Below are 18304 nucleotides of genomic sequence, written 5' to 3' on the forward strand. Positions count from 1 at the left end.
TTTTTTGGTATATTATTATTTTAAGGAAGAATGGTTTTGTTCGATATTTTTTTGTATAGCTTCCCAAGGGAGGCTGATGCATAAAACTCTACTGGAAGGTTGTTTCAATAAGTTAAAAACTTTCAAGTCAGGGTCTATTTGCGTTTCATCATAGTTTTTATCTTTCACCATTCCTAAAAAATGATTCACTTTATTGAGTGTTTCGGGAATAGTTTTCTTTTTTAAATGTACTGACATTAAACTAGCTGATGCACAACATACTGCGCAAGCTTGAGTATCGTGTTTAATATCAACGATAACGCCATCTACTATTTTGATTTGTAAATCTATAGCATCGCCACAAGAGTTATTTTGATAATGAATATATAAATAACTATCATCTTTAACTAAACCATAATTTTGGGGATAGCTAGAATGCTGAATCATTAATTTTTTTTGTAATTCGTTCATTACACACATTGGTTAATTCCTTTGATTTTTAAATTAAACTAAAAAAATCTTTTATTTTTTTTAAATGAGTAATTAAAAAAGCTATATCTTCTTCGGTGTTGTGTAACCCAACAGACACTCTAATAGTGCTTATTTGATTTAATTTTTTAGAAGCTAAATTAGCACAATGCAGACCTGTTCTAAGATAGATATTATGTTTAGCTAAAGAACTTTCGACATCATGAGCGTGAATTTTGTCAAAAACAAAAAGTACTAAATTATCAGCCCCTTCGTTTAAAACCTTAATTTGTGGGATTTTTTTAAATTCTTCTTTAATTTTAGCAACCATTTTTTTATTATGTTGATGAATCTTGTCTATTCCAATAGATTCAATAAATTCTAAACTTTTTTTAAAAGCAATAACTGAGCCTATATTAGGAGTTCCTGATTCAAATTTATAAGGAGTATCTCTTAAAACATAACGATCTTTAAAAACTTCTTGAATAGTACCACCGCCTAAAAAAGAAGGTTTCATTTTTTCTAAATGTACTTTTTTACCGTAAAGGATGCCTACACCAAAAGGTCCATAAATTTTATGAGCCGAAAAAGCCATAAAATCAACATCTAAATCTTTCATATCTAAACGTTGATGAGCTACGGATTGAGCAGCATCTAAAATTACTAACACGTCTTTTTGATGAGCAATTTTAGCGATTTCTTTAATAGGAGTTTCATAACCTAAAACATTAGACATATGAGTTAAAACTACTATTTTAGTTTTATCGGTTAAAACAGTTTTAAAGTTCTCAACAGTGATTTTGTTTTGGTCGCTCAAAGGCACAAACACTAATTTAGCTTGTTTATCTTCTGCCGCTTTAATACAAGGTAAAACAGATGAATTATGTTCTAATTCTGAAGTAATAATTTCATCTCCTGGTTGGATGTTTTGCGAAAGAATTTGTGTTAACATATTTAAAGATTCAGTCGTTCCTTTAGTAAAGATAATTTCTTCAGGTTCTGCGTTGATGAATTGAGCCGTTTTTTCTCTTGTTTCACCCATTAAACGATTGTTTTGTACAGATAAAGTGCCGAAAGATCTAAAATTCATGCCATTATTATTATAAAAATCTGACATAGCATCTATCACTGTTTGTGGTTTTAAAGAAGTAGAAGCGGAATCGAAATAAACTAATTTAGGATTTTTTTTAAAAATAGGAAAATAGGAACGAAAAGAATTATCTTTCATAAGTGGTTATTAAACTCCTTTTTTCAAAAAAATATCACCCGCGAGGATGTCATAGTTTTTTGTTTTTTTGTATCAAATAGTTATGGATAATTATTTTTCGAAATTAGCTAGTATGTCTGCTTTTAATTTATCAGGGTTTTGCACCATAACGTAATCTTTGCCTGGTCCACCAGCTTCAAACATAGTTTTTTGCACTTTTTCGTGTTTTAAAAATCTTTTAACCGCTTGGACTTTTTCATCATCTTGGTTGTTTTTTCTAGAAGCTAAAATAATAGCGTAAGAAGAGAAAACGATATTATTTTCTTGTTCTTCGGGACTTACAGTACCGATTCTTTTGAAATCAGGGTTTTTTCTCATAAAACCAGGACAGTTGATAGATAAATCGTATTTAGTTGGATCGGCGAATAATTCCACTACTTTAAATAAATTATTAGTTTTAACAAAATCCAAATTATAAATATTTTCTATATCGTCTAAGTTCAAATTATAACCTTTAGCTTTGATCACTTCTTCATCGATTTTAACTAATTTTAAATTATTTAACAACAAAAGAGAACGTGAAAAATCACATGGTGCCGCGAACAAATCATTAAAAGGAGCGAATAATAATCTTAAATTTTTATGTTTTTTAACATCTTCTACTGATTGAAGTTTTAAAGGGTTTTTTTGATGAACGTATAGACCGTAACGAGGGTGAAAAAACGGTTGCACCATCGTTAATTTAGTTTCTTCATCGGTTGCCGAAAAATCGTTATAAGAATTCATAGTGTGGTAATTATTAGAAATGCTCACATCTACAAGACCTTCTTTAAGAGCGTCATTGCAAGTAATTTGATATTTTTCTTTTAATTCTGCTTCAGAAATAACTTCTAAAATGTAGCCATCTTCGATTAAATGTTTAGTACTTTGTAAAGTATTTAAAGAAGAAGGAAAATTAGTAGCTATTTTAATAGTTTTTTTAGGTTTATTATCGTTGTGATTGTTAGCTAAGTTATTCATAATTGTATCCTTTTAATCTTTTTATTTATTATTTTTCTTGACGGTTATACAATTTATAACCAATTTTTAATTAGTCTATCTTTTAATTCTTCAGGTTTTTCAATCATAACATAATTTTTCATTCCGTTATGAGTTTGATTCACGTGAAACGCTTTAACTTCGGGATCTTGTAGAATTTGTTTTAGTATATTGATCTCTTCGCTATTTTGATTATCTTGTCTAGAAATCAAACCAATAGCGTATGATTCTACTATTTCGTTAGTTGGTTCATTTTCGCCTGTGATATTAGAACCGATTCTGATAAAATCAGGGTTGCTATTCATAAAAGCAGGCCAATTAGCCATTAAATCATATTCATCAGGATTTTCAGCAAATTTAAAAGGAATTTGAGAAGTTTTAGTAAATTCTAAATTATAAGGATTGGTGATATCAGAAAAATTAATATTTAATCTTTTTTCTTTTAAAACCTCTTCAGGAATATCGATTAATCCGTTATTTCTCAACACCAAAAGAGAACGGGAAGTATCACAAGGTTCAATAAAAGAAAAAGCCACAGCTAATAAGACTTTTAAATTTTTATGTTTTTTAACTTCTTCTAAGCTTAATAATTGTTTTTTGCTTTTTTTATTAGCGTATAAACCGTATTTAGAATGATAAAAAGGTTGAATAAAAACAAAAGGTTCTTGTTTGTTTTTAATTAAAAAATCATTAGTCGCTTTAAAAACATGAATATTAGTGTAAATCAAACCATCAATTTTTTTACTTTTTAAAATATCTATATTTTCTTCAGTCCAATTAGTTTTGACTACTTCTAAATCGATACCTTTATCGTAATATAATTCTTTAGCTTTATTTAAGGTATTAATAACCGCTTGTATCGGGCTACCAACTTTAACTACTTTTCTTTCTTTTTTATTGTTTAAATTCTTCATATTAAAATCCATCTTTCTTTTACAAACAATAATTATTTTTTCAAATGATATAAATTTTTATCTTATATTAAAACGCGTTTTAAAAACCTAAAAAATCCTATGAAATTTAGGTCAATTTCTTTTTAACTTTGCAAATTTTTTTAAGCGATACTTTCGTATAAAACAGCACTTAAGATTAAATGAGGATAATCATTTAACATTCTAGAAACAGGACATTTAGTATGAACTGTATCCATGATTTCAGTTGTTTCTTGTACGGAGGCTTCTTTAATGCCCATAATAAGTTCTAATTTGAAATAAAAACCTTGTTCATCTTTAGAAGTGCTAGTTGACACTTTTATTTTAATGTCTGATAAATGCGGTTTTTTTCAAAGCAAGATATTTTTTAGTAGTTTTATAAACACACACTAATAAAGATAAACTCATTAATTCTCTTGGATCACTGTAATTATCGTTAGCATTAGTTAAAGCTGAATCTAATTTAGTTTTTAAACCGTTTTTAACGATTCCTATATCGTTTAATCTTTCATCATGATAAGCGATTAATTTTAATTGACTCATTTTGTTTTCCATTCCTTTGTAATTTTTCAACGATAAAAGAATTATATTTCTCCTTTTAAAGTTGATGATTGGTGAATAAATATATCTCTCTTAAAGTTTTATCTTTGTTCACTAAATTAAAGATTTCTATATTGATAGCGTAAAAAGAGTGTAGAGGATTTGTATTATCGTCTTTTATTTTTCTTAAAATATTTAATTTCACTAAATTAAAAGTAATAGAAGAATTTTTAGTTAACGGAAATTCTTTATTTTTATTTTGTAAAAAACTTTTTAATACTTCTTTTTCTATATCCGAACAATTCAGTAAATATTTTTTCATTTTCATTTTAACTTTTCTGTCGTAAAGAAAGTTCATGAAAAAAAGAACTCCCACCACAATGAAAACGATTGCAAAACAAACTAAATAACTTTGGTTCATTGAATAAAACCTCCTTTTATTTTTTTTGAAAGAAGACATGATTTGTTTAATTTGTTTCTCTCCTGGGGTTCTTCCCATTTGTTTAAACATTTCTTTAATTTGTCTTTCCGTAATAGGAGGATTTTTTTCTAAATATTTTTTGAACCAACGGAACATGAAAAAAGCTCCTACAACAATTCCTAAAATTAATCCTAATAAAAACAAACAAGTTCCGATCCAATTCATATGATATAATTCTCCTTTTTTATAAAATAAATTTATAAAATAAAATCATTCAATTTTATTATAATTTAAAACATAAATAAATTTTCATGATAAAGCAAAGAAAACTTTGCGATAATAGTTTAACTTCTTGCTACCGTATTTTTTACTTTTAATTAAATGAAAATCGTTTATTTTTGACGGCAAATTCATCTTGTGACTGGTTTCGTAAATCACTAAACTATTTTGATTAGTTAAGGGACTTAAAATATTGAATAAAGGCTCAAAATAATCAGAAAAATACGGAGGATCTAAAATGATTAAACCAAAGATTAACTCTTCTTTAATAAATTTTTTCAACATTCTAAAAGCATCGCCATAAAAAATATAAACTTCATCATTCTTTAGTTGCAATTTTTGGCAGTTTTTTTTAATTGTTTTATAAGCAGTCAATAAATTATCCACCATATAGATCACTTTAGCTTTTCTACTTAAAGCTTCAAAACCATAAGCTCCTGAACCAGAGAATAAATCTAGCACCGTTTGACCTTCTATTTCTGCCCCAATTGTATCAAATAAAGCTTTTCGAACTAAATGAGAAGTACTTTTGGTTTTTTCCGAAGGAACTAAATTTAATCTAAAACCTTTGTATTTTCCTGAAATAATTTGTAACATTATTCAACACCATTATTTTTTCAATTTCTTTTCTAAAGAAGTTAAAATGGCCAATTGTTCTTCAGAATGTTTAAAACCTTTAGATTGATAATATGCAAAATTAAATTTTAAAAGTTGATAAACCGCTTGATCTAAATCTTCAAAAGCCAATTTTCTAAAATAATTAACTTGCGGAAAATCACGATTATTTTCTAATTTATCACTTAATAAAATAATTTTATCCAGCTTATTCATCGTCTTATGACCCCAAACATGTTTTCTAATAGCGTTTAAAATTTTTTTATCACTAATTTTAAACTCTTTTTCTAACACTACAGGAGCGCTAAAAGCGTGATACATAAAAGTAGCTTGTTTATATTTATTAATGATTTTTTTATCTAAAACGGAGACATGGAATTCTAAAGAATCGTTTTTAGTATAATCATGAAATAAAGCAGCTATTTGCGCTTGCAAGATGTCTGCTTTATGAAAACGAGACAATTCCATAGCTTTCCTATAAACTCCTAAAATATGGTTCAATCTAGGAGCATCATTTTTAAATTTTTCGTTTAATTTTTTTAAAATATTTTCTATTAACATAAATCACAATCATTTTTCTAATTCAACAAAGTTTTTAAATTTTTGTTGATAAATTTGCGGATTATTTTTTTTGATTTTTTTGATGTAAGGTCTTTCGATAAAATAACGGCTTAAACGAGAAAATAATGATTCGTTGTTTCTATTAATCGGTTTTACTAAAATAGAAGTAATCTTCATTTTATTAGCTCCTAAAATATCCGTTCTTAATTGATCACCGATCATAACTGTTTCTTCTGCTGAAACGTTAAATTTTTCCAAAGCTTTTAAAAAACCCCATGAAGAAGGTTTTTTATGAAAAAAAGTAAGCGGAATATAATCAAAATTGTTTTTTAAAACAGTTTCCAATCTTTTTTTAGAAGCATTCGAAAGAATCACTATTTTAAATAAGGGTTGAATTTGTTGTAAAAATTGTTTATTTTCTTCACTTAAAGTTTTTTGGTTGTTTTCTAATAAAGTGTTGTCTAAATCAAAAAACAACGCTTTAATACCCTTTTTCGCCAAATATTCATAAGGGATATCTAAAAAAGAATCATAATAAAATTTAGGCAAATATTTATTCGCTTTCCCCATTTTATCTATTCTATTTTTAGAATTTCTACTGTAAAGTTTTTGCCAGTTTCAGTTTTAACCACTACTTTATCGCCTATTTTGCAACCTTGAATACTTTGGCCAATAGGAGATTCAATAGAAATTTTATCAACAAAAGGGTCTGCTTCTAAAATTCCTACTAAATGTAGGTTTTTTTCTTCCATAGTATCTAAAAATCTTAAATGCACTTTATTCCCAATATTGATGTCTTTGTTTTTAACAGAAGCACTAATAATATTAACATTTTTTAAAATATTTTGAATTTCTAAAATTCTGGTTTCTATGACAGCTTGTTCGTTTCTAGCTGCACTATAATCAGCATTTTCGCTTAAATCCCCTTGTTCTCTTGCTTCTTTTAAAGCTAATAAGTTTTCGTTTCTTTTAACTTTTTTAAGGTAATTTAATTCTTCGTTTAATTTATCAACTCCTGATTGAGTTAAAGTATAACTTTTTTTATTCATTTTATTTCCTTTATTTGATAATAATTTTAATTTCAAAATTAAATTATTTTAGGTGAAAAATTTTTTTTCCAAGAAATACTTAATCCATCACCAATATCTTTAAAAATAGTTTTAAATTCCCTATTTTCAGTTAAAAAAGTTTTAAAACTGTTTAATTTAGTGATAATTCTTTTCGCACTTCTAGAAATAGTTTTGACATCTAAATTATGAAAATTCAAATTATCACATACAATAACGCCATTATCCTTTAAAAAAAATTGGTATTTCTTAAATAACTTTTCGTATTGAACCTTTGAAGCATCGATAAAAATGAAATCATATTTTTTTTGCGGTTGATAAAAAAAAGCTTCTGACCAAATAACTTCAATTTCATGAGAAATATTTTTTAAAAAAATCCTTCGCCAATTGGACGTTGGGATATTCCCTTTCAATGGTTTGAATATTATTTTTCTCATTACTCATAGATAAAGCGCTATAACCAATCGCTGTTCCTATTTCTAAAACATCCCTAAAATTATTGTCAGTTATCATTTTTTCTAAAAATAATTTGGTTTCATCATGTATAATAGGAATTTGATGCGAAATAGCATATGTTTTAATTTCTTGTAAAGTTTTTTCTTTTAGTTCGTTTTTCATACTTGGCATATTTAAATAAATTAACCTTTTTTTATTTGATAATAAAAAACTTTATCTTTTTTTATTTTTCTTTGTCTTTTTCGGCTTTTTTTTCTAATTGTTGTTGTTCCAATAATTGATTAGAACGAAAATTTAAAAAATTTTGTAAAATAATCATCGCCGCTATTTCGTCTTTTAGTTTTTTATTTTTCTTTTGTTTGTGTTTGGAAACTTTAGGGCCACTGCTGCTATTTATAGCTTGAAAAGCTTGTACAGTAGATAAACGTTCGTCCCACAAAATAACTTCCATCAAAGGAAAATTATTTTGTAGTTTCTCTTGAAATTTCATACTTATTTTTGCTTTAATGCCAACATCATTATTCATATGTTTAGGATTTCCTAAAATAATCGTTTTAATATTGAATTGTTCTATCACTTCTTTTAAAGGCATTATTAATTCTTCATATTTATGTTGAGTAAAATTAATAGTTTTTAAATTATTCGCGATAATACCAGATTCAGAAAGAGCAATTCCTAATGTTTTTTCACCTAAATCTAAACCTAAAAAAGAATTGTTATTGTTCACAAACAAGTCTTCCATCCCTTTTCTAATTCATTTATTTTCATTATATCTGAACTGAAAGAACGAGCAAAAGTTTTATTTCCACCACCTTTGCCGTTAATAATTTTGTTAATGTTTTTTAAAAATTGTCCCGCATGAACAGTTTTACTTTTCACTAATAAAACAAAACCATTGTTTTGTTTTTGACATAAAATTAAAAAATCATTTTGTAATTTGTCAAATAAATGTTCTAATAAAGTTTTTAAAATATTGGGTTCTATATTGGTTTCATCGTGAATCATAATTAACATTTGTTTTTCAATTTTATCAGGAATAAATTGATCCGCTTTTTGCAAAATTAGTTCAGTTTGTTTTTTGACCATTTCTTTTTGGATAGCGATCTGTTGTTGTTTTAAAGCTTGAACGTAAGATTTATAGTTTTGAATATCTTCATAACTATTATAATTAATCATAATTTTAGGAATAATTTTCGCATTAACTACTTTTTGATCTTGCTCTATTTTATGCAAAATTTGTTGTTCTTCTTTGACAAAAGGACTAATTTTCTGTTCTATAGCATTTCTAACGTTATCCTCGGAAGTGGCTTCAATTCTGTAAATACCAGAACCAATAGAACTGTACGATAAAATGGCGAATCTTTTTAGTTCCATAGTGTTTTTCGCGTGCGTTCCGCCACATAATTGAAGAGAAAAATCGTGGATTTTAACTACTCTTACTGTATCAGAATAATCTTTATCTACTAAAAATTTAGCATCTTTTTTCTGCGCCTCTACAAAAGACATCGCTTCTGTTATAACGGGGTATTTTTGAGAAATCCAATCATTAACTTGGTTTTCTAATTGCATCAAATCATCAAAAGATAAGAGGTTATAATGGTTAAAATCATACCTTAAAACCTTATCGTTCAAAGAGGAACCTTGTTGTTTAATATGTTTTCCAAAAACCTTTCTCAAAGAATCATTTAAAAGGTGAGTTGCCGTATGATTTAAAGAATTTTTGCGTCTATTCTCTGGATCTACGATAGCTACTACCTCTTGTCCTTCGTGAAAGACATTAGCGATTTGATGTATTATTTGACCATTCGGCAATTTCGTCACTTTAGTAACGGGCACATTGTTAATAGTTCCTTCATCGCAAGATTGACCGCCCATACGAGGATAAAAAGGAGTTTTTTCTAAAACAATACCTTCTTTAAACACTTTAAGAACTTTTGTTTTGGCTTCTAAAACTTCATAACCCACAAATTCACTTGGAGCGGTAAAGTTTAAATGATCCGTATTTTGTTCTTTCATCCTATTTTTAAAATCTTTATTTTGGTTTTTTTGAGATAATTTCTTCTGTTTTTGTAAGAAAATATCAAATTGATCTGAATCTACTTCAATATTTCTTTGTTCGGAGAATTCTAAAACAACCTCTTTAGGCAAACCATAAGTATCATAAAGTTTAAAAAAATTTTCATCAGATATTTTATTATCTTCAGTCAATTCTAAAATTTTGACTTCACCCACTTTTAAAGTGTGCAAAAATTTTTCTTCTTCTTTTTGGATCATTTGAGCAATAACTGTTTCTTTATCTTTTAACTCAGGATAAAATTCTTGCATCATATCAGCCACAGTCGGCACTAATCGATATAAGAAAGGTTGATTTAACCCTATTTTTTTACCTTTTTGAAAAGCTCTTCTTAAAAGTCTTTTGAGAACATAGCCTCTTCCGTAGTTGGCTAAAACAACATCATCTCCAAGACCAAAAACTAATGTTTTAACGTGGTCTGAGATAATTCTAAAGGTTTCGTCCTCTTGATATTTAAACCCGCTTATTTCTTCCATTTTGACAATAATAGGATAGAATAAATCAGTTTCAAAATTAGTTTTTTTATCTTGAAAAATACAAGCTAAACGTTCTAAACCTGCTCCAGTATCTATATTTTTTTGCGGTAATTCTTTATAATTCTCACGTTTTGCTTCAGGAACAGAATTATATTGGGAAAAAACAATGTTCCAAATTTCAATAAAACGATCGTTTTCAATATCGTTTTCAATTAATTCAGGACCTCTTGAATCATATTCAGATCCACGATCAAAAAAGATTTCCGTACAAGGACCACAAGGACCTTCGCCGATTTCCCAATAATTAGTTTTCAAAGGGATTAAATGATTTTCATCTATCCCTTTTTTTAACCAAAAATGATATGTATCTAAGTCTTGATGGAAATAAGTAATATATAATTTTTCTTTTGGTAAAGCGAAAAAACGTTCGAATAATAACAATTCATAAGCCAAATCAATCGCTTCTTCTTTGAAATAACCACCGATAGAGAAATTGCCTAACATTTCAAAAAAAGTGTTATGGCGAGAAGTTTTGCCGATATTTTCGATATCATTATTTCTTAAGCATTTTTGCACATTAACAATGTTTTGAAAACGAACTTTCTCTGAACCGTCAAAATATTTTTTCAAAGGAGTTACCCCAGCATTCACCCACAATAAAGTAGGATCGGATTGCGGTACTAAAGAAGCCGATTTTTCTTGGTAATGACCCTTTTCTACAAAAAAATTTAACCACATTTTTCTAATTTCAGAAGAAGTCATCTTTTTCATTTGTTTATGTTCCTTTAATTTGTTAAATATTTTCCCATAAAATAATTTTATAAATTAAAAAAGATAATTAATATCTTTTTGGGAAAATAGGATATTTTTAATTATCTTTTTTTTCTTTAACAAAATTAATTTTCCTTTGTAATAACCACTATTAAGAGTAACACGATGGGGTAAAGTAAAATTATTAGTTTCCGGACATACCACTAAAGTTGGTTTGTTTAATTTATAATGTGTACGTCTTTTTCTTTTTGCAGTCTTACCGGTTCTTCTAAAGGGAACAGCCATTTTTTCATCTCCTTTTTTTTATTATCAAATAAAACACTTTCGTAGCAAAATGCTTTATTTGATAATAAAATATTTATTTAATTTTTTACAAAATTTTTTCTTAATTCGTCTTTTTTTTACAATGGCGTTTGAGAAGGGATTCGAACCCCTGACCCACGGCTTAGAAGGCCGTTGCTCTATCCTGCTGAGCTACTCAAACCTTTTAAACAACTATTATTATACTTGAAATAATGTTTTTTTACCATCCAAAATAAAAAAATCTTCATTTTTATTAAATTTCATTTATTTCGGATGACTTTTAAAAACATATAATTAAATTTATCGTGAACAATATAATGGTTTTGAATGGTATAATAGTTTCTTTTTAACCATTCGACTAAAAGATGGATTTTCCCTTGACAACCTAAGATGAAAGGTTTGCCGATATGAGAAGTTTTTTCTAAAATATGGATAATAGTATAAGGACCCATGCCGGCAATCAAAGCCAAATCAAAAGAGGAAGGGATATTTTCAAATCCGTCACTTAAATAAAATTCCACGGGATAATTTTCTAAATTTTCCCGTGCTTTTTCTAACGGTTGAGGATTGATATCAGAAGCAATCGCTTTTTGAATATAACCTTGTTCAAAAGCTTTTTTTAACACTAAACCATGGTCTGTTCCGACATCTACAACCGTATGATAACCTTGAAGCAAAGAAGCAATAAAATCAATTCTTTTCATCATTTTTTGTTAATATTTTTATATAACATTTTCAATTTATTTTGTCTTGAAGGCGATCTTAGGCGCCTTAAAGCTTTCGCTTCGATTTGACGTATTCTTTCTCGGGTAACACCAAACATAGCGCCGACTTCTTCTAAAGTGTAAATACGATCATCTAACAACCCGTATCTCATTTTTAAAACTTGTTGTTCTCTTACGGTTAAAGCTTCTTCTAAAGTTTCATCTAAAGTATTTTTTAAAGTTTCCTGCAACATGTATTCGTGGGGAGAAACAGCGTTAGCGTCACTAATGAAATCACCTAAAGAAGAATCATCTTCTTCTCGGACTGAAGTTTCTAAAGAAATAGTTTCTTTTTCTATCATCTGAATATCAGTGATTTGTTTAGTTTTAATATTCATTTCTTTAGCTATTTCGTGATTACCTACTTGTCTGGATAAATCTTGCGTTAACTTGCCTCTGCAACGAGAAATTTTATTCATTGTTTCGATAATATGAACCGGAATTCTAATTGTTCTTGCTTGGTCGGCTACTGCTCTGGTGATCGCTTGTCTAATCCACCAAGTAGCGTAAGTAGAAAATTTAAAACCTTTTCTATAATCAAACTTATCTACCGCTCTCATTAACCCCATATTACCTTCTTGAATTAAATCTAAGAATAATATTTTTCTCCCGATATAACGTTTAGCGATAGAAACTACTAAACGATAATTCGCTTCTACTAATTTGCTTTTGCCTAATAAACCTTTTTTGATTAATTCATGGTTTTTTTGAATTTGTTCTGAAGTTAGAGTTATTTCTTTCTTTTTGTATTTAATCATTTGTTTACGTGCTCTAATGCCTTCGTAAACCATTTTCGAATTTTCCCTTTCTTCTTCATGTGTTAATAAAGGTATTTGACCGATTTCTTTCAAATACATTCTGACAGGATCGTCAACTTTAATTGAATTAGAAATTTTTTCTAAATTCAATTCTTCTTGGTAATCTTCTTTACTTTCATCATCTTCAAAAGATAAATTATTTTTTTTCAATTTTTGTTCTTTTAATTTTTTAACATTTTCTTTTTTAATTTTTTTATCTTGAGCGATTAAAAATTTGATAATTTCTTCGTTAAACGGAACCATATTTTTATTAAAACTATTAACCCATCTTAACTTTTTTTTCAACGCAACATTAATAGAACTCATAGTCGCATCTTTGGCTAGTTTGGAATTATGTTTTTTAAATATCTGTTTTATCGTTTGTCTTAAATTCATATTTTTCATCCATTAATTTTATTTTATACAATTTTAGTACGATAATGATAAGATGACTTTTATTTTAGTCTCTTTTAATTGATTTTTATAATTTAGCTAACTTTTCTCTTACTTTGTGAAGTTCTAACTTTTTTTGAATTAATTGTTGCCCTTTTTCTTCTATCTGTCGAACATCTTCTTCGTTGCTTATCATTTGAGTTAAGTCTTTTTCTAAAGAAGTGATTTCTTTTTCTATGTTGGCTAAATCATCTAATTGTGTTTTCTTCGATAAAAGTATTTTTACATCTTCTAAATGTGGTAGGTTTTTTTTCTGTTTAAATAAAAAACTATTTTCAATATCTTCTTTAAAAAGATCAAAATCGAATTTTGCTTTTCTTTCTTGAAAAAAATCTTCGTAAAGAAGGGCAAATCTGTCTAAATCCACATGCCGATTGACGTGAATGTTTTCTTCAGGCAAATGTTTTTCGTAATATTCTTTTATTTTGGCAACAATATCAATCAACACCGAATTATGTAAAAAAATAATAACTCTTTTTTCATAAATTAATGGCAAAAACTTATCGCTCAACAAAATTTCAATAATGATATGTTTGTCAGTTTCGTTATATTGTTTTTTATTCATTTTTTTAATATGAATGAATTTATCTGAATCATTGGCGATTTGGCTTAAGAATCGATAACCTTTTTTATCGTTAAATAAGTTGTTTTCTTTATCATAAGTTTGTTCAGCTAAATTTAATGAAATTTGATATTTTTTATACAATTCTTTCGCGTAATATCTTTTAGTTTCTAGATCGTAATATTTCAATAAGGTAACGGTTTTAGACTCTATTTCATCATCACTTTGGTTCTGTTCTTTCCATTCTTCTACATTATAAAAGACAAAATCTTTCGCTTTTTCTTTTAAAGAAGAGAGATTGATTATGTTTTTTTGTAAAATGTATTGGTCTGGATCTAGATTATCAGGCAAAGTTACTATTTTAATTTTAAAATTACGTTTAATCAGTAAAGTCGATATTTTTAGAGCCGCTTCTTTTCCCGCATTATCGCTATCATAAATAATTAAACAATTTTGACTTCTGGATTGAAGTAATTTAGCGTGTTGTTCCGTAAAACTAGTTCCTAAAGTGGCAACTACATTTTTAATCCCTTTTTTATAAAAAGCTATGACATCAAAAACACCTTCAGTTAGAATAATTTCGTTCTTAGTTTGAATATCTTCTTGATGTTGGTATAAACGATATAAAAGATTACTTTTTTTAAATAAAGCAGTTTCCGAATTAAATAAATATTTAGGATATTTTTCTTTTTCTTTAATCAAACGTCCTGAAAAACCAACAATATTACCTTTTTCATCAGTCAAAGGAAACATCAAACGGTCTACGAAAAAATTATAATATTCTTTTTCGTTGTTAGATCTTTGTTTAATTAAACCTAATTTCAATAAAGTTTTGGCAGAGAAGCCTTTCTCTAATAAATAATCTTTCAGAGAGTTAAAATCATCGTAAGCATAACCTAAACCAAATTCTTTAATCAATTCTAAAGTCAGTTTTCTTTCTTGAAATAAATAACGTTCTAAAGGGTGATCTTTAATGTTGTCGATAATGTATAAAAGTGAATCATGAAAATATTGTTGCGCAGAATTTAATACATCGTACAAAACATCTTTATTATTTTTCTTTTGTTTCGGCAAATCAATATGAAATTGTTCACATAATTCTTCTACCGCTGTTTCAGTAGAAATATTTTTCAATTGACGCCAATAAGTAACTGGCTTACCCCCTTTACTACAAGACATGCAAAAGGCAATATTCTTTTCTTTAGAAACAGAAAAAGAAGGTGTTTTTTCTTGATGAAAAGGGCATAAACCCATAAAGTTTTTTCCTTGTTTTTTTAAGACCACACCTGATTTAAGAACTAATTCATAAATAGGTATTTTTTCATTGATTTGTGCAACGAAAGATTCCTTTATTTTATCCATAAAATCATTTTTTCACCACTTTAAAATTCTTAAAACAATAATTTATTTTCTATATAATCGCGGATTTTTTCAATAGGTATTTTATGTTGTTTCATAGTATCTCTATCTCTAATTGTTACCGTATTATCTTTTAAAGTTTGATCATCTACCGTACAACAAAAAGGAGTACCTATAGAATCTTGTCTTCTATATCTTTTACCAATGCTTTGGTTTTCATCATAAGTTAATTCGAAATAATTAGATAATTTTTTTTGCAATTCTTTTGCTTTATGACAATGAATTTTTTTCATCAAAGGTAAAATAGCTATTTTATAAGGCGCTAAAAAAGGATGAATTTTTAACACTGTTCGTGAAGTTTCCTCTTTTAGTTGCTCTGTTTCTAAACTGTCAGCTAAAAGAGCTAAAAATAACCTTTCGACCCCTAAAGAAGGTTCAATCACAAAAGGAAAGTATTTTTCTTTTGTATTTTCATCAAAATATTTTAAATCTTTTTTAGAATATTTTTGATGATTTTTCAAATCAAAATCAGTTCTTGACGCTATTCCCCATAATTCATCAAAACCCCAAGGGAAACGGAATAAAATATCAGAAGTAGCGTTAGAATAATGACTTAATTCAGTTTTTTTATTATCTTTTAGTTCTAAATTTTCTTCTTTAATCCCTAATTCTAATAAGAAATTATAAGAATATTCTTTCCAATAAGCAAACCATTCTTGATGTGTTTCGGGTTGACAAAAGAATTCTAATTCCATTTGTTCAAATTCACAAGTTCTAAAAATAAAATTACCTGGTGTAATTTCATTACGGAAAGATTTGCCGATTTGACCCACTCCAAAAGGTAATTTTTTCCTAGTAGAATTTAAAATATTTTTAAAATTAACAAAAATACCTTGACAAGTTTCTGGTCTTAAATATAAAGGCTTCTTTTCCTCTATGACAACCCCTTGATGGGTTTGAAACAACATATTGAATTTTTTAACAGGGGCCCAATTTTTGGTTTCTAAAACTTCATTCTCAATTAAATATTGCGTCATTTCTTCAAAAGTTAAGGCACTAACGTCAAAAGAAGGATCGTGACTTTGAATTAATTTATCAGCTCTATAACGTTTATTAGTTTCTTTGTTTTCGGTTAAAGGATCGATAAACATTTCTAAATGTCCGGAGGCTTCCCAAATTTGGGAGTTCATTATAATAGAACTATCCAATAAAACATTATCATTTCTTTCTTGAAAAAATTTCTTTTTCCAAGCTTGTTTAATGTTTTGTTTTAATAAAGTTCCTAAAGAACCGTAATCAAAACTATTCGATAAACCGCCATAAATTTCACTACCTGAAAAAACAAAACCATTCTGTTTAGCAAAAATAATTATTTCTTTTAGAGATAACATGTTTTTATCCTTTGCTTTTTTGTCATAAATAATATATATATTATTGTTGTATTTAATGCATATATCCTAATTGCTTTAACAAATTAATTCTATTACGCCAATTTTTTTCTACTTTAATCCAGACGTTAAGATGAATTCTTTTGTTTAAAGTGCAGTTGATATCTTTTCTAGCTTCTGTACCGATTCTTTTTATTTTTTCACCCTTAGCGCCGATTAAAATTTTCTTTTGGCTAGGTTTTTCCACTAAAATTAAAACCGAAATTTCCAACAATGAAGGATTTTCTTCCATCGAGCGCATATCTTCTACTGTGACAGCGCATGCATGAGGAACTTCTTCGTGTACGTGATAAAGTATTTTTTCTCTGACTAATTCTGAAATCATTTCTTGTTCTGTCACGTTAGTAACCATGGTGTTATCGAAATAAAGCGGACCTTCTTCTGTTAAAGATAAAATTTTGTCTTGCAAAATATCTACGTTTTGTTGCGTCATAGCAGACAGAGGAATAATGTGTTCGAAAGGAAATTTTTCTAAATAACTAAAAATAATTTTATCAATTAAAATTTTTTGCTTAATTTCGTCTATTTTATTAATCACTAAAATCACTTTTTTATTATGTTGTTGAATAGTTTGTAAAATTTTTTCTTCTTTGGACGTACATTCGCGATCAACTACGAATAAAACAATATCCACATCTTTAATACTTTGTATCGCTAAAGAATTCATATTATTATTTAATAAATATTTTTCTTTATGTATTCCCGGAGTGTCTACAAAAATTAATTGATAATGAGGGTCATTAATGATGCCCATAATTTTATTACGAGTAGTTTGCGATTTAGAACTAGTAATAGAAATTTTTTGTTTTATCAAAGAATTTAATAATGTAGATTTACCTACATTAGTATTGCCTATCATAGTAATAAAACCTGATTTAAACACTAATTTTTTTCTCCTTCAAAATTGATATTATTTATTCAAACAACTATATATCTAAATTATATTCTTTTAAAATTTTATTTTGTATTTCGATCATTTCCAACAATCCTTCTTCTGTTTTGTCTTCATAACCTTTTAAATGTAAATATCCGTGTACAGCTAAAAAAATGATTTCTCTTTGATGACTGTGGTTTAATTTATCCGCCTGTTCAAAAGCTTTGGGTAAAGAAATGATAATATCCCCTAAAGAATCGTCATTAGCATCGTTGACAAAAGTCAAAACATCAGTAGGATAATCTTTTTGACGATAATACAAATTCATTTCTTGCATTTTAATATTATCTATAAAAACGATATGTTAGTTTTTTTTTTTTCAAAAGAACTAAATATTTTGAATAAAGCGTTAGTAAAAGGTTTAATATTTATGTCAGTTTGATTATGTATTTTAATAATCATATTAAGTTTTAATTTCCTTTTATATAATATTTTTATACTAAAAATTATATTTTAAATAAAAAAAAGCACCTTTTTGGATAGGTAGCTTATTTTATTAAAAATAATTTAATGTTTTTGTTTTTTAAGATTTTTTTACGATTTTTTCTCTCTACGCTTGGCTTAACATAATATTCTTTTTTACGAGCTTGCACAAGATTACCAGATTTAGAGACATCTCTTTTAAATCTGCGTAAAGCGTCATCAATATTTTCTTTTTCGAGAACTATAGTTTTAGGCATTTAACAATCCCCCTTTTTTTTACTATAAAAAATATTTATATTTATAATTTTTATAAAATATTTTGCAACTAAAAATATTTTAACATATAAAATAACGAATGTCAATATTTTATAACAAAA

22 protein-coding genes, 1 tRNA gene and 1 pseudogene are annotated in these 18304 nt (G+C 27.3%); all 24 read right to left on the reverse strand.

Annotated elements, in window-relative coordinates:
* Nucleotides 1–15 precede the first annotated feature (15 nt).
* On the reverse strand, nucleotides 16–459 hold the full coding sequence (locus CPX_RS00920; protein ID WP_235443185.1) for an iron-sulfur cluster assembly scaffold protein: 444 nt from the start codon (nucleotides 457–459) through the stop codon (nucleotides 16–18).
* A gap of 19 nt (nucleotides 460–478) precedes the next feature.
* A complete protein-coding gene (locus CPX_RS00925; protein WP_017191463.1) occupies nucleotides 479–1675 on the reverse strand; it encodes an aminotransferase class V-fold PLP-dependent enzyme in 1197 nt (398 codons plus the stop codon).
* 90 nt (nucleotides 1676–1765) lie between these two features.
* Nucleotides 1766–2674, reverse strand: coding sequence for a MetQ/NlpA family ABC transporter substrate-binding protein (locus CPX_RS00930; RefSeq protein ID WP_053521380.1), 909 nt, complete (start codon nucleotides 2672–2674; stop codon nucleotides 1766–1768).
* A 53-nt stretch (nucleotides 2675–2727) separates the two neighbouring features.
* Nucleotides 2728–3606: a MetQ/NlpA family ABC transporter substrate-binding protein gene (locus CPX_RS00935; RefSeq protein WP_053521381.1), complete on the reverse strand. Its 879-nt coding sequence runs from the start codon at nucleotides 3604–3606 to the stop codon at nucleotides 2728–2730.
* Nucleotides 3607–3746: 140 nt separating this feature from the next.
* Nucleotides 3747–3941: a hypothetical protein gene (locus CPX_RS03205; RefSeq protein ID WP_235443186.1), complete on the reverse strand. Its 195-nt coding sequence runs from the start codon at nucleotides 3939–3941 to the stop codon at nucleotides 3747–3749.
* A 7-nt stretch (nucleotides 3942–3948) separates the two neighbouring features.
* On the reverse strand, nucleotides 3949–4167 hold the full coding sequence (locus CPX_RS03210; RefSeq protein WP_235443187.1) for a hypothetical protein: 219 nt from the start codon (nucleotides 4165–4167) through the stop codon (nucleotides 3949–3951).
* Nucleotides 4168–4606: 439 nt separating this feature from the next.
* Nucleotides 4607–4810 (reverse strand): annotated as a pseudogene (locus CPX_RS03505) (YneF family protein); the annotation flags it as partial.
* An 84-nt stretch (nucleotides 4811–4894) separates the two neighbouring features.
* On the reverse strand, nucleotides 4895–5461 hold the full coding sequence (rsmD, locus tag CPX_RS00955; protein ID WP_053521382.1) for a 16S rRNA (guanine(966)-N(2))-methyltransferase RsmD: 567 nt from the start codon (nucleotides 5459–5461) through the stop codon (nucleotides 4895–4897).
* Between the two features lie 12 nt (nucleotides 5462–5473).
* Nucleotides 5474–6040, reverse strand: a complete 567-nt coding sequence (gene yqeK / locus CPX_RS00960; protein WP_017191470.1) for a bis(5'-nucleosyl)-tetraphosphatase (symmetrical) YqeK — start codon at nucleotides 6038–6040, stop codon at nucleotides 5474–5476.
* 9 nt (nucleotides 6041–6049) lie between these two features.
* Entirely contained in the window at nucleotides 6050–6610 is a 561-nt protein-coding gene (locus tag CPX_RS00965; protein WP_053521383.1) for a YqeG family HAD IIIA-type phosphatase, read from the reverse strand.
* Between the two features lie 5 nt (nucleotides 6611–6615).
* The gene (gene greA / locus CPX_RS00970) at nucleotides 6616–7089 is read right to left on the reverse strand and encodes a transcription elongation factor GreA (RefSeq protein WP_053521384.1); all 474 of its coding nucleotides are present in this window, start codon (nucleotides 7087–7089) and stop codon (nucleotides 6616–6618) included.
* 38 nt (nucleotides 7090–7127) lie between these two features.
* On the reverse strand, nucleotides 7128–7520 hold the full coding sequence (locus CPX_RS00975; RefSeq protein WP_268760248.1) for an O-methyltransferase: 393 nt from the start codon (nucleotides 7518–7520) through the stop codon (nucleotides 7128–7130).
* The gene (locus CPX_RS03465; RefSeq protein WP_268760249.1) at nucleotides 7459–7734 is read right to left on the reverse strand and encodes an O-methyltransferase; all 276 of its coding nucleotides are present in this window, start codon (nucleotides 7732–7734) and stop codon (nucleotides 7459–7461) included. The genes CPX_RS00975 and CPX_RS03465 overlap by 62 nt, the downstream gene beginning before the upstream one ends.
* 52 nt (nucleotides 7735–7786) lie before the next feature.
* Nucleotides 7787–8296: a Holliday junction resolvase RuvX gene (gene ruvX / locus CPX_RS00980; RefSeq protein WP_053521385.1), complete on the reverse strand. Its 510-nt coding sequence runs from the start codon at nucleotides 8294–8296 to the stop codon at nucleotides 7787–7789.
* The gene (gene alaS, locus CPX_RS00985; protein ID WP_053521386.1) at nucleotides 8287–10884 is read right to left on the reverse strand and encodes an alanine--tRNA ligase; all 2598 of its coding nucleotides are present in this window, start codon (nucleotides 10882–10884) and stop codon (nucleotides 8287–8289) included. The genes ruvX and alaS overlap by 10 nt, the downstream gene beginning before the upstream one ends.
* A gap of 54 nt (nucleotides 10885–10938) precedes the next feature.
* Nucleotides 10939–11169, reverse strand: a complete 231-nt coding sequence (gene rpmF / locus CPX_RS00990; protein WP_053521387.1) for a 50S ribosomal protein L32 — start codon at nucleotides 11167–11169, stop codon at nucleotides 10939–10941.
* A 122-nt stretch (nucleotides 11170–11291) separates the two neighbouring features.
* Nucleotides 11292–11368: transfer RNA gene (locus CPX_RS00995), tRNA-Arg, on the reverse strand.
* A gap of 79 nt (nucleotides 11369–11447) precedes the next feature.
* The gene (locus CPX_RS01000) at nucleotides 11448–11894 is read right to left on the reverse strand and encodes a class I SAM-dependent methyltransferase (RefSeq protein ID WP_017191477.1); all 447 of its coding nucleotides are present in this window, start codon (nucleotides 11892–11894) and stop codon (nucleotides 11448–11450) included.
* Nucleotides 11891–13144: a sigma-70 family RNA polymerase sigma factor gene (locus CPX_RS01005; RefSeq protein ID WP_053521388.1), complete on the reverse strand. Its 1254-nt coding sequence runs from the start codon at nucleotides 13142–13144 to the stop codon at nucleotides 11891–11893. The genes CPX_RS01000 and CPX_RS01005 overlap by 4 nt, the downstream gene beginning before the upstream one ends.
* 85 nt (nucleotides 13145–13229) lie before the next feature.
* Nucleotides 13230–15125: a DNA primase gene (gene dnaG, locus CPX_RS01010; protein WP_053521389.1), complete on the reverse strand. Its 1896-nt coding sequence runs from the start codon at nucleotides 15123–15125 to the stop codon at nucleotides 13230–13232.
* A gap of 29 nt (nucleotides 15126–15154) precedes the next feature.
* Nucleotides 15155–16513, reverse strand: coding sequence for a glycine--tRNA ligase (locus tag CPX_RS01015; RefSeq protein WP_017191480.1), 1359 nt, complete (start codon nucleotides 16511–16513; stop codon nucleotides 15155–15157).
* A gap of 52 nt (nucleotides 16514–16565) precedes the next feature.
* Nucleotides 16566–17453: a GTPase Era gene (gene era / locus CPX_RS01020; RefSeq protein WP_053521390.1), complete on the reverse strand. Its 888-nt coding sequence runs from the start codon at nucleotides 17451–17453 to the stop codon at nucleotides 16566–16568.
* Nucleotides 17454–17496: 43 nt separating this feature from the next.
* On the reverse strand, nucleotides 17497–17781 hold the full coding sequence (gene ybeY, locus CPX_RS01025; protein ID WP_017191482.1) for an rRNA maturation RNase YbeY: 285 nt from the start codon (nucleotides 17779–17781) through the stop codon (nucleotides 17497–17499).
* A gap of 211 nt (nucleotides 17782–17992) precedes the next feature.
* On the reverse strand, nucleotides 17993–18184 hold the full coding sequence (rpsU, locus tag CPX_RS01030) for a 30S ribosomal protein S21 (RefSeq protein WP_053521391.1): 192 nt from the start codon (nucleotides 18182–18184) through the stop codon (nucleotides 17993–17995).
* Nucleotides 18185–18304: the final 120 nt, after the last annotated feature.

The sequence above is a fragment of the Candidatus Phytoplasma pruni genome (assembly GCF_001277135.1).
Classification (GTDB): Bacteria; Bacillota_I; Bacilli_A; order Acholeplasmatales; family Acholeplasmataceae; genus Phytoplasma; species Phytoplasma pruni.

Bases quoted from the DNA above. Each gene is read 5' to 3' on its own strand.
- CPX_RS00920 (WP_235443185.1), bottom strand. From the start codon at position 459: ATGTGTGTAATGAACGAATTACAAAAAAAATTAATGATTCAGCATTCT.
- CPX_RS00925 (WP_017191463.1), bottom strand. From the start codon at position 1,675: ATGAAAGATAATTCTTTTCGTTCCTATTTTCCTATTTTTAAAAAAAAT.
- CPX_RS00930 (WP_053521380.1), bottom strand. From the start codon at position 2,674: ATGAATAACTTAGCTAACAATCACAACGATAATAAACCTAAAAAAACT.
- CPX_RS00935 (WP_053521381.1), bottom strand. From the start codon at position 3,606: ATGAAGAATTTAAACAATAAAAAAGAAAGAAAAGTAGTTAAAGTTGGT.
- CPX_RS03210 (WP_235443187.1), bottom strand. From the start codon at position 4,167: ATGAGTCAATTAAAATTAATCGCTTATCATGATGAAAGATTAAACGAT.
- rsmD (WP_053521382.1), bottom strand. From the start codon at position 5,461: ATGTTACAAATTATTTCAGGAAAATACAAAGGTTTTAGATTAAATTTA.
- yqeK (WP_017191470.1), bottom strand. From the start codon at position 6,040: ATGTTAATAGAAAATATTTTAAAAAAATTAAACGAAAAATTTAAAAAT.
- CPX_RS00965 (WP_053521383.1), bottom strand. From the start codon at position 6,610: ATGGGGAAAGCGAATAAATATTTGCCTAAATTTTATTATGATTCTTTT.
- greA (WP_053521384.1), bottom strand. From the start codon at position 7,089: ATGAATAAAAAAAGTTATACTTTAACTCAATCAGGAGTTGATAAATTA.
- CPX_RS03465 (WP_268760249.1), bottom strand. From the start codon at position 7,734: ATGCCAAGTATGAAAAACGAACTAAAAGAAAAAACTTTACAAGAAATT.
- alaS (WP_053521386.1), bottom strand. From the start codon at position 10,884: ATGAAAAAGATGACTTCTTCTGAAATTAGAAAAATGTGGTTAAATTTT.
- rpmF (WP_053521387.1), bottom strand. From the start codon at position 11,169: ATGGCTGTTCCCTTTAGAAGAACCGGTAAGACTGCAAAAAGAAAAAGA.
- CPX_RS01000 (WP_017191477.1), bottom strand. From the start codon at position 11,894: ATGATGAAAAGAATTGATTTTATTGCTTCTTTGCTTCAAGGTTATCAT.
- CPX_RS01005 (WP_053521388.1), bottom strand. From the start codon at position 13,144: ATGAATTTAAGACAAACGATAAAACAGATATTTAAAAAACATAATTCC.
- dnaG (WP_053521389.1), bottom strand. From the start codon at position 15,125: ATGGATAAAATAAAGGAATCTTTCGTTGCACAAATCAATGAAAAAATA.
- CPX_RS01015 (WP_017191480.1), bottom strand. From the start codon at position 16,513: ATGTTATCTCTAAAAGAAATAATTATTTTTGCTAAACAGAATGGTTTT.
- ybeY (WP_017191482.1), bottom strand. From the start codon at position 17,781: ATGCAAGAAATGAATTTGTATTATCGTCAAAAAGATTATCCTACTGAT.
- rpsU (WP_053521391.1), bottom strand. From the start codon at position 18,184: ATGCCTAAAACTATAGTTCTCGAAAAAGAAAATATTGATGACGCTTTA.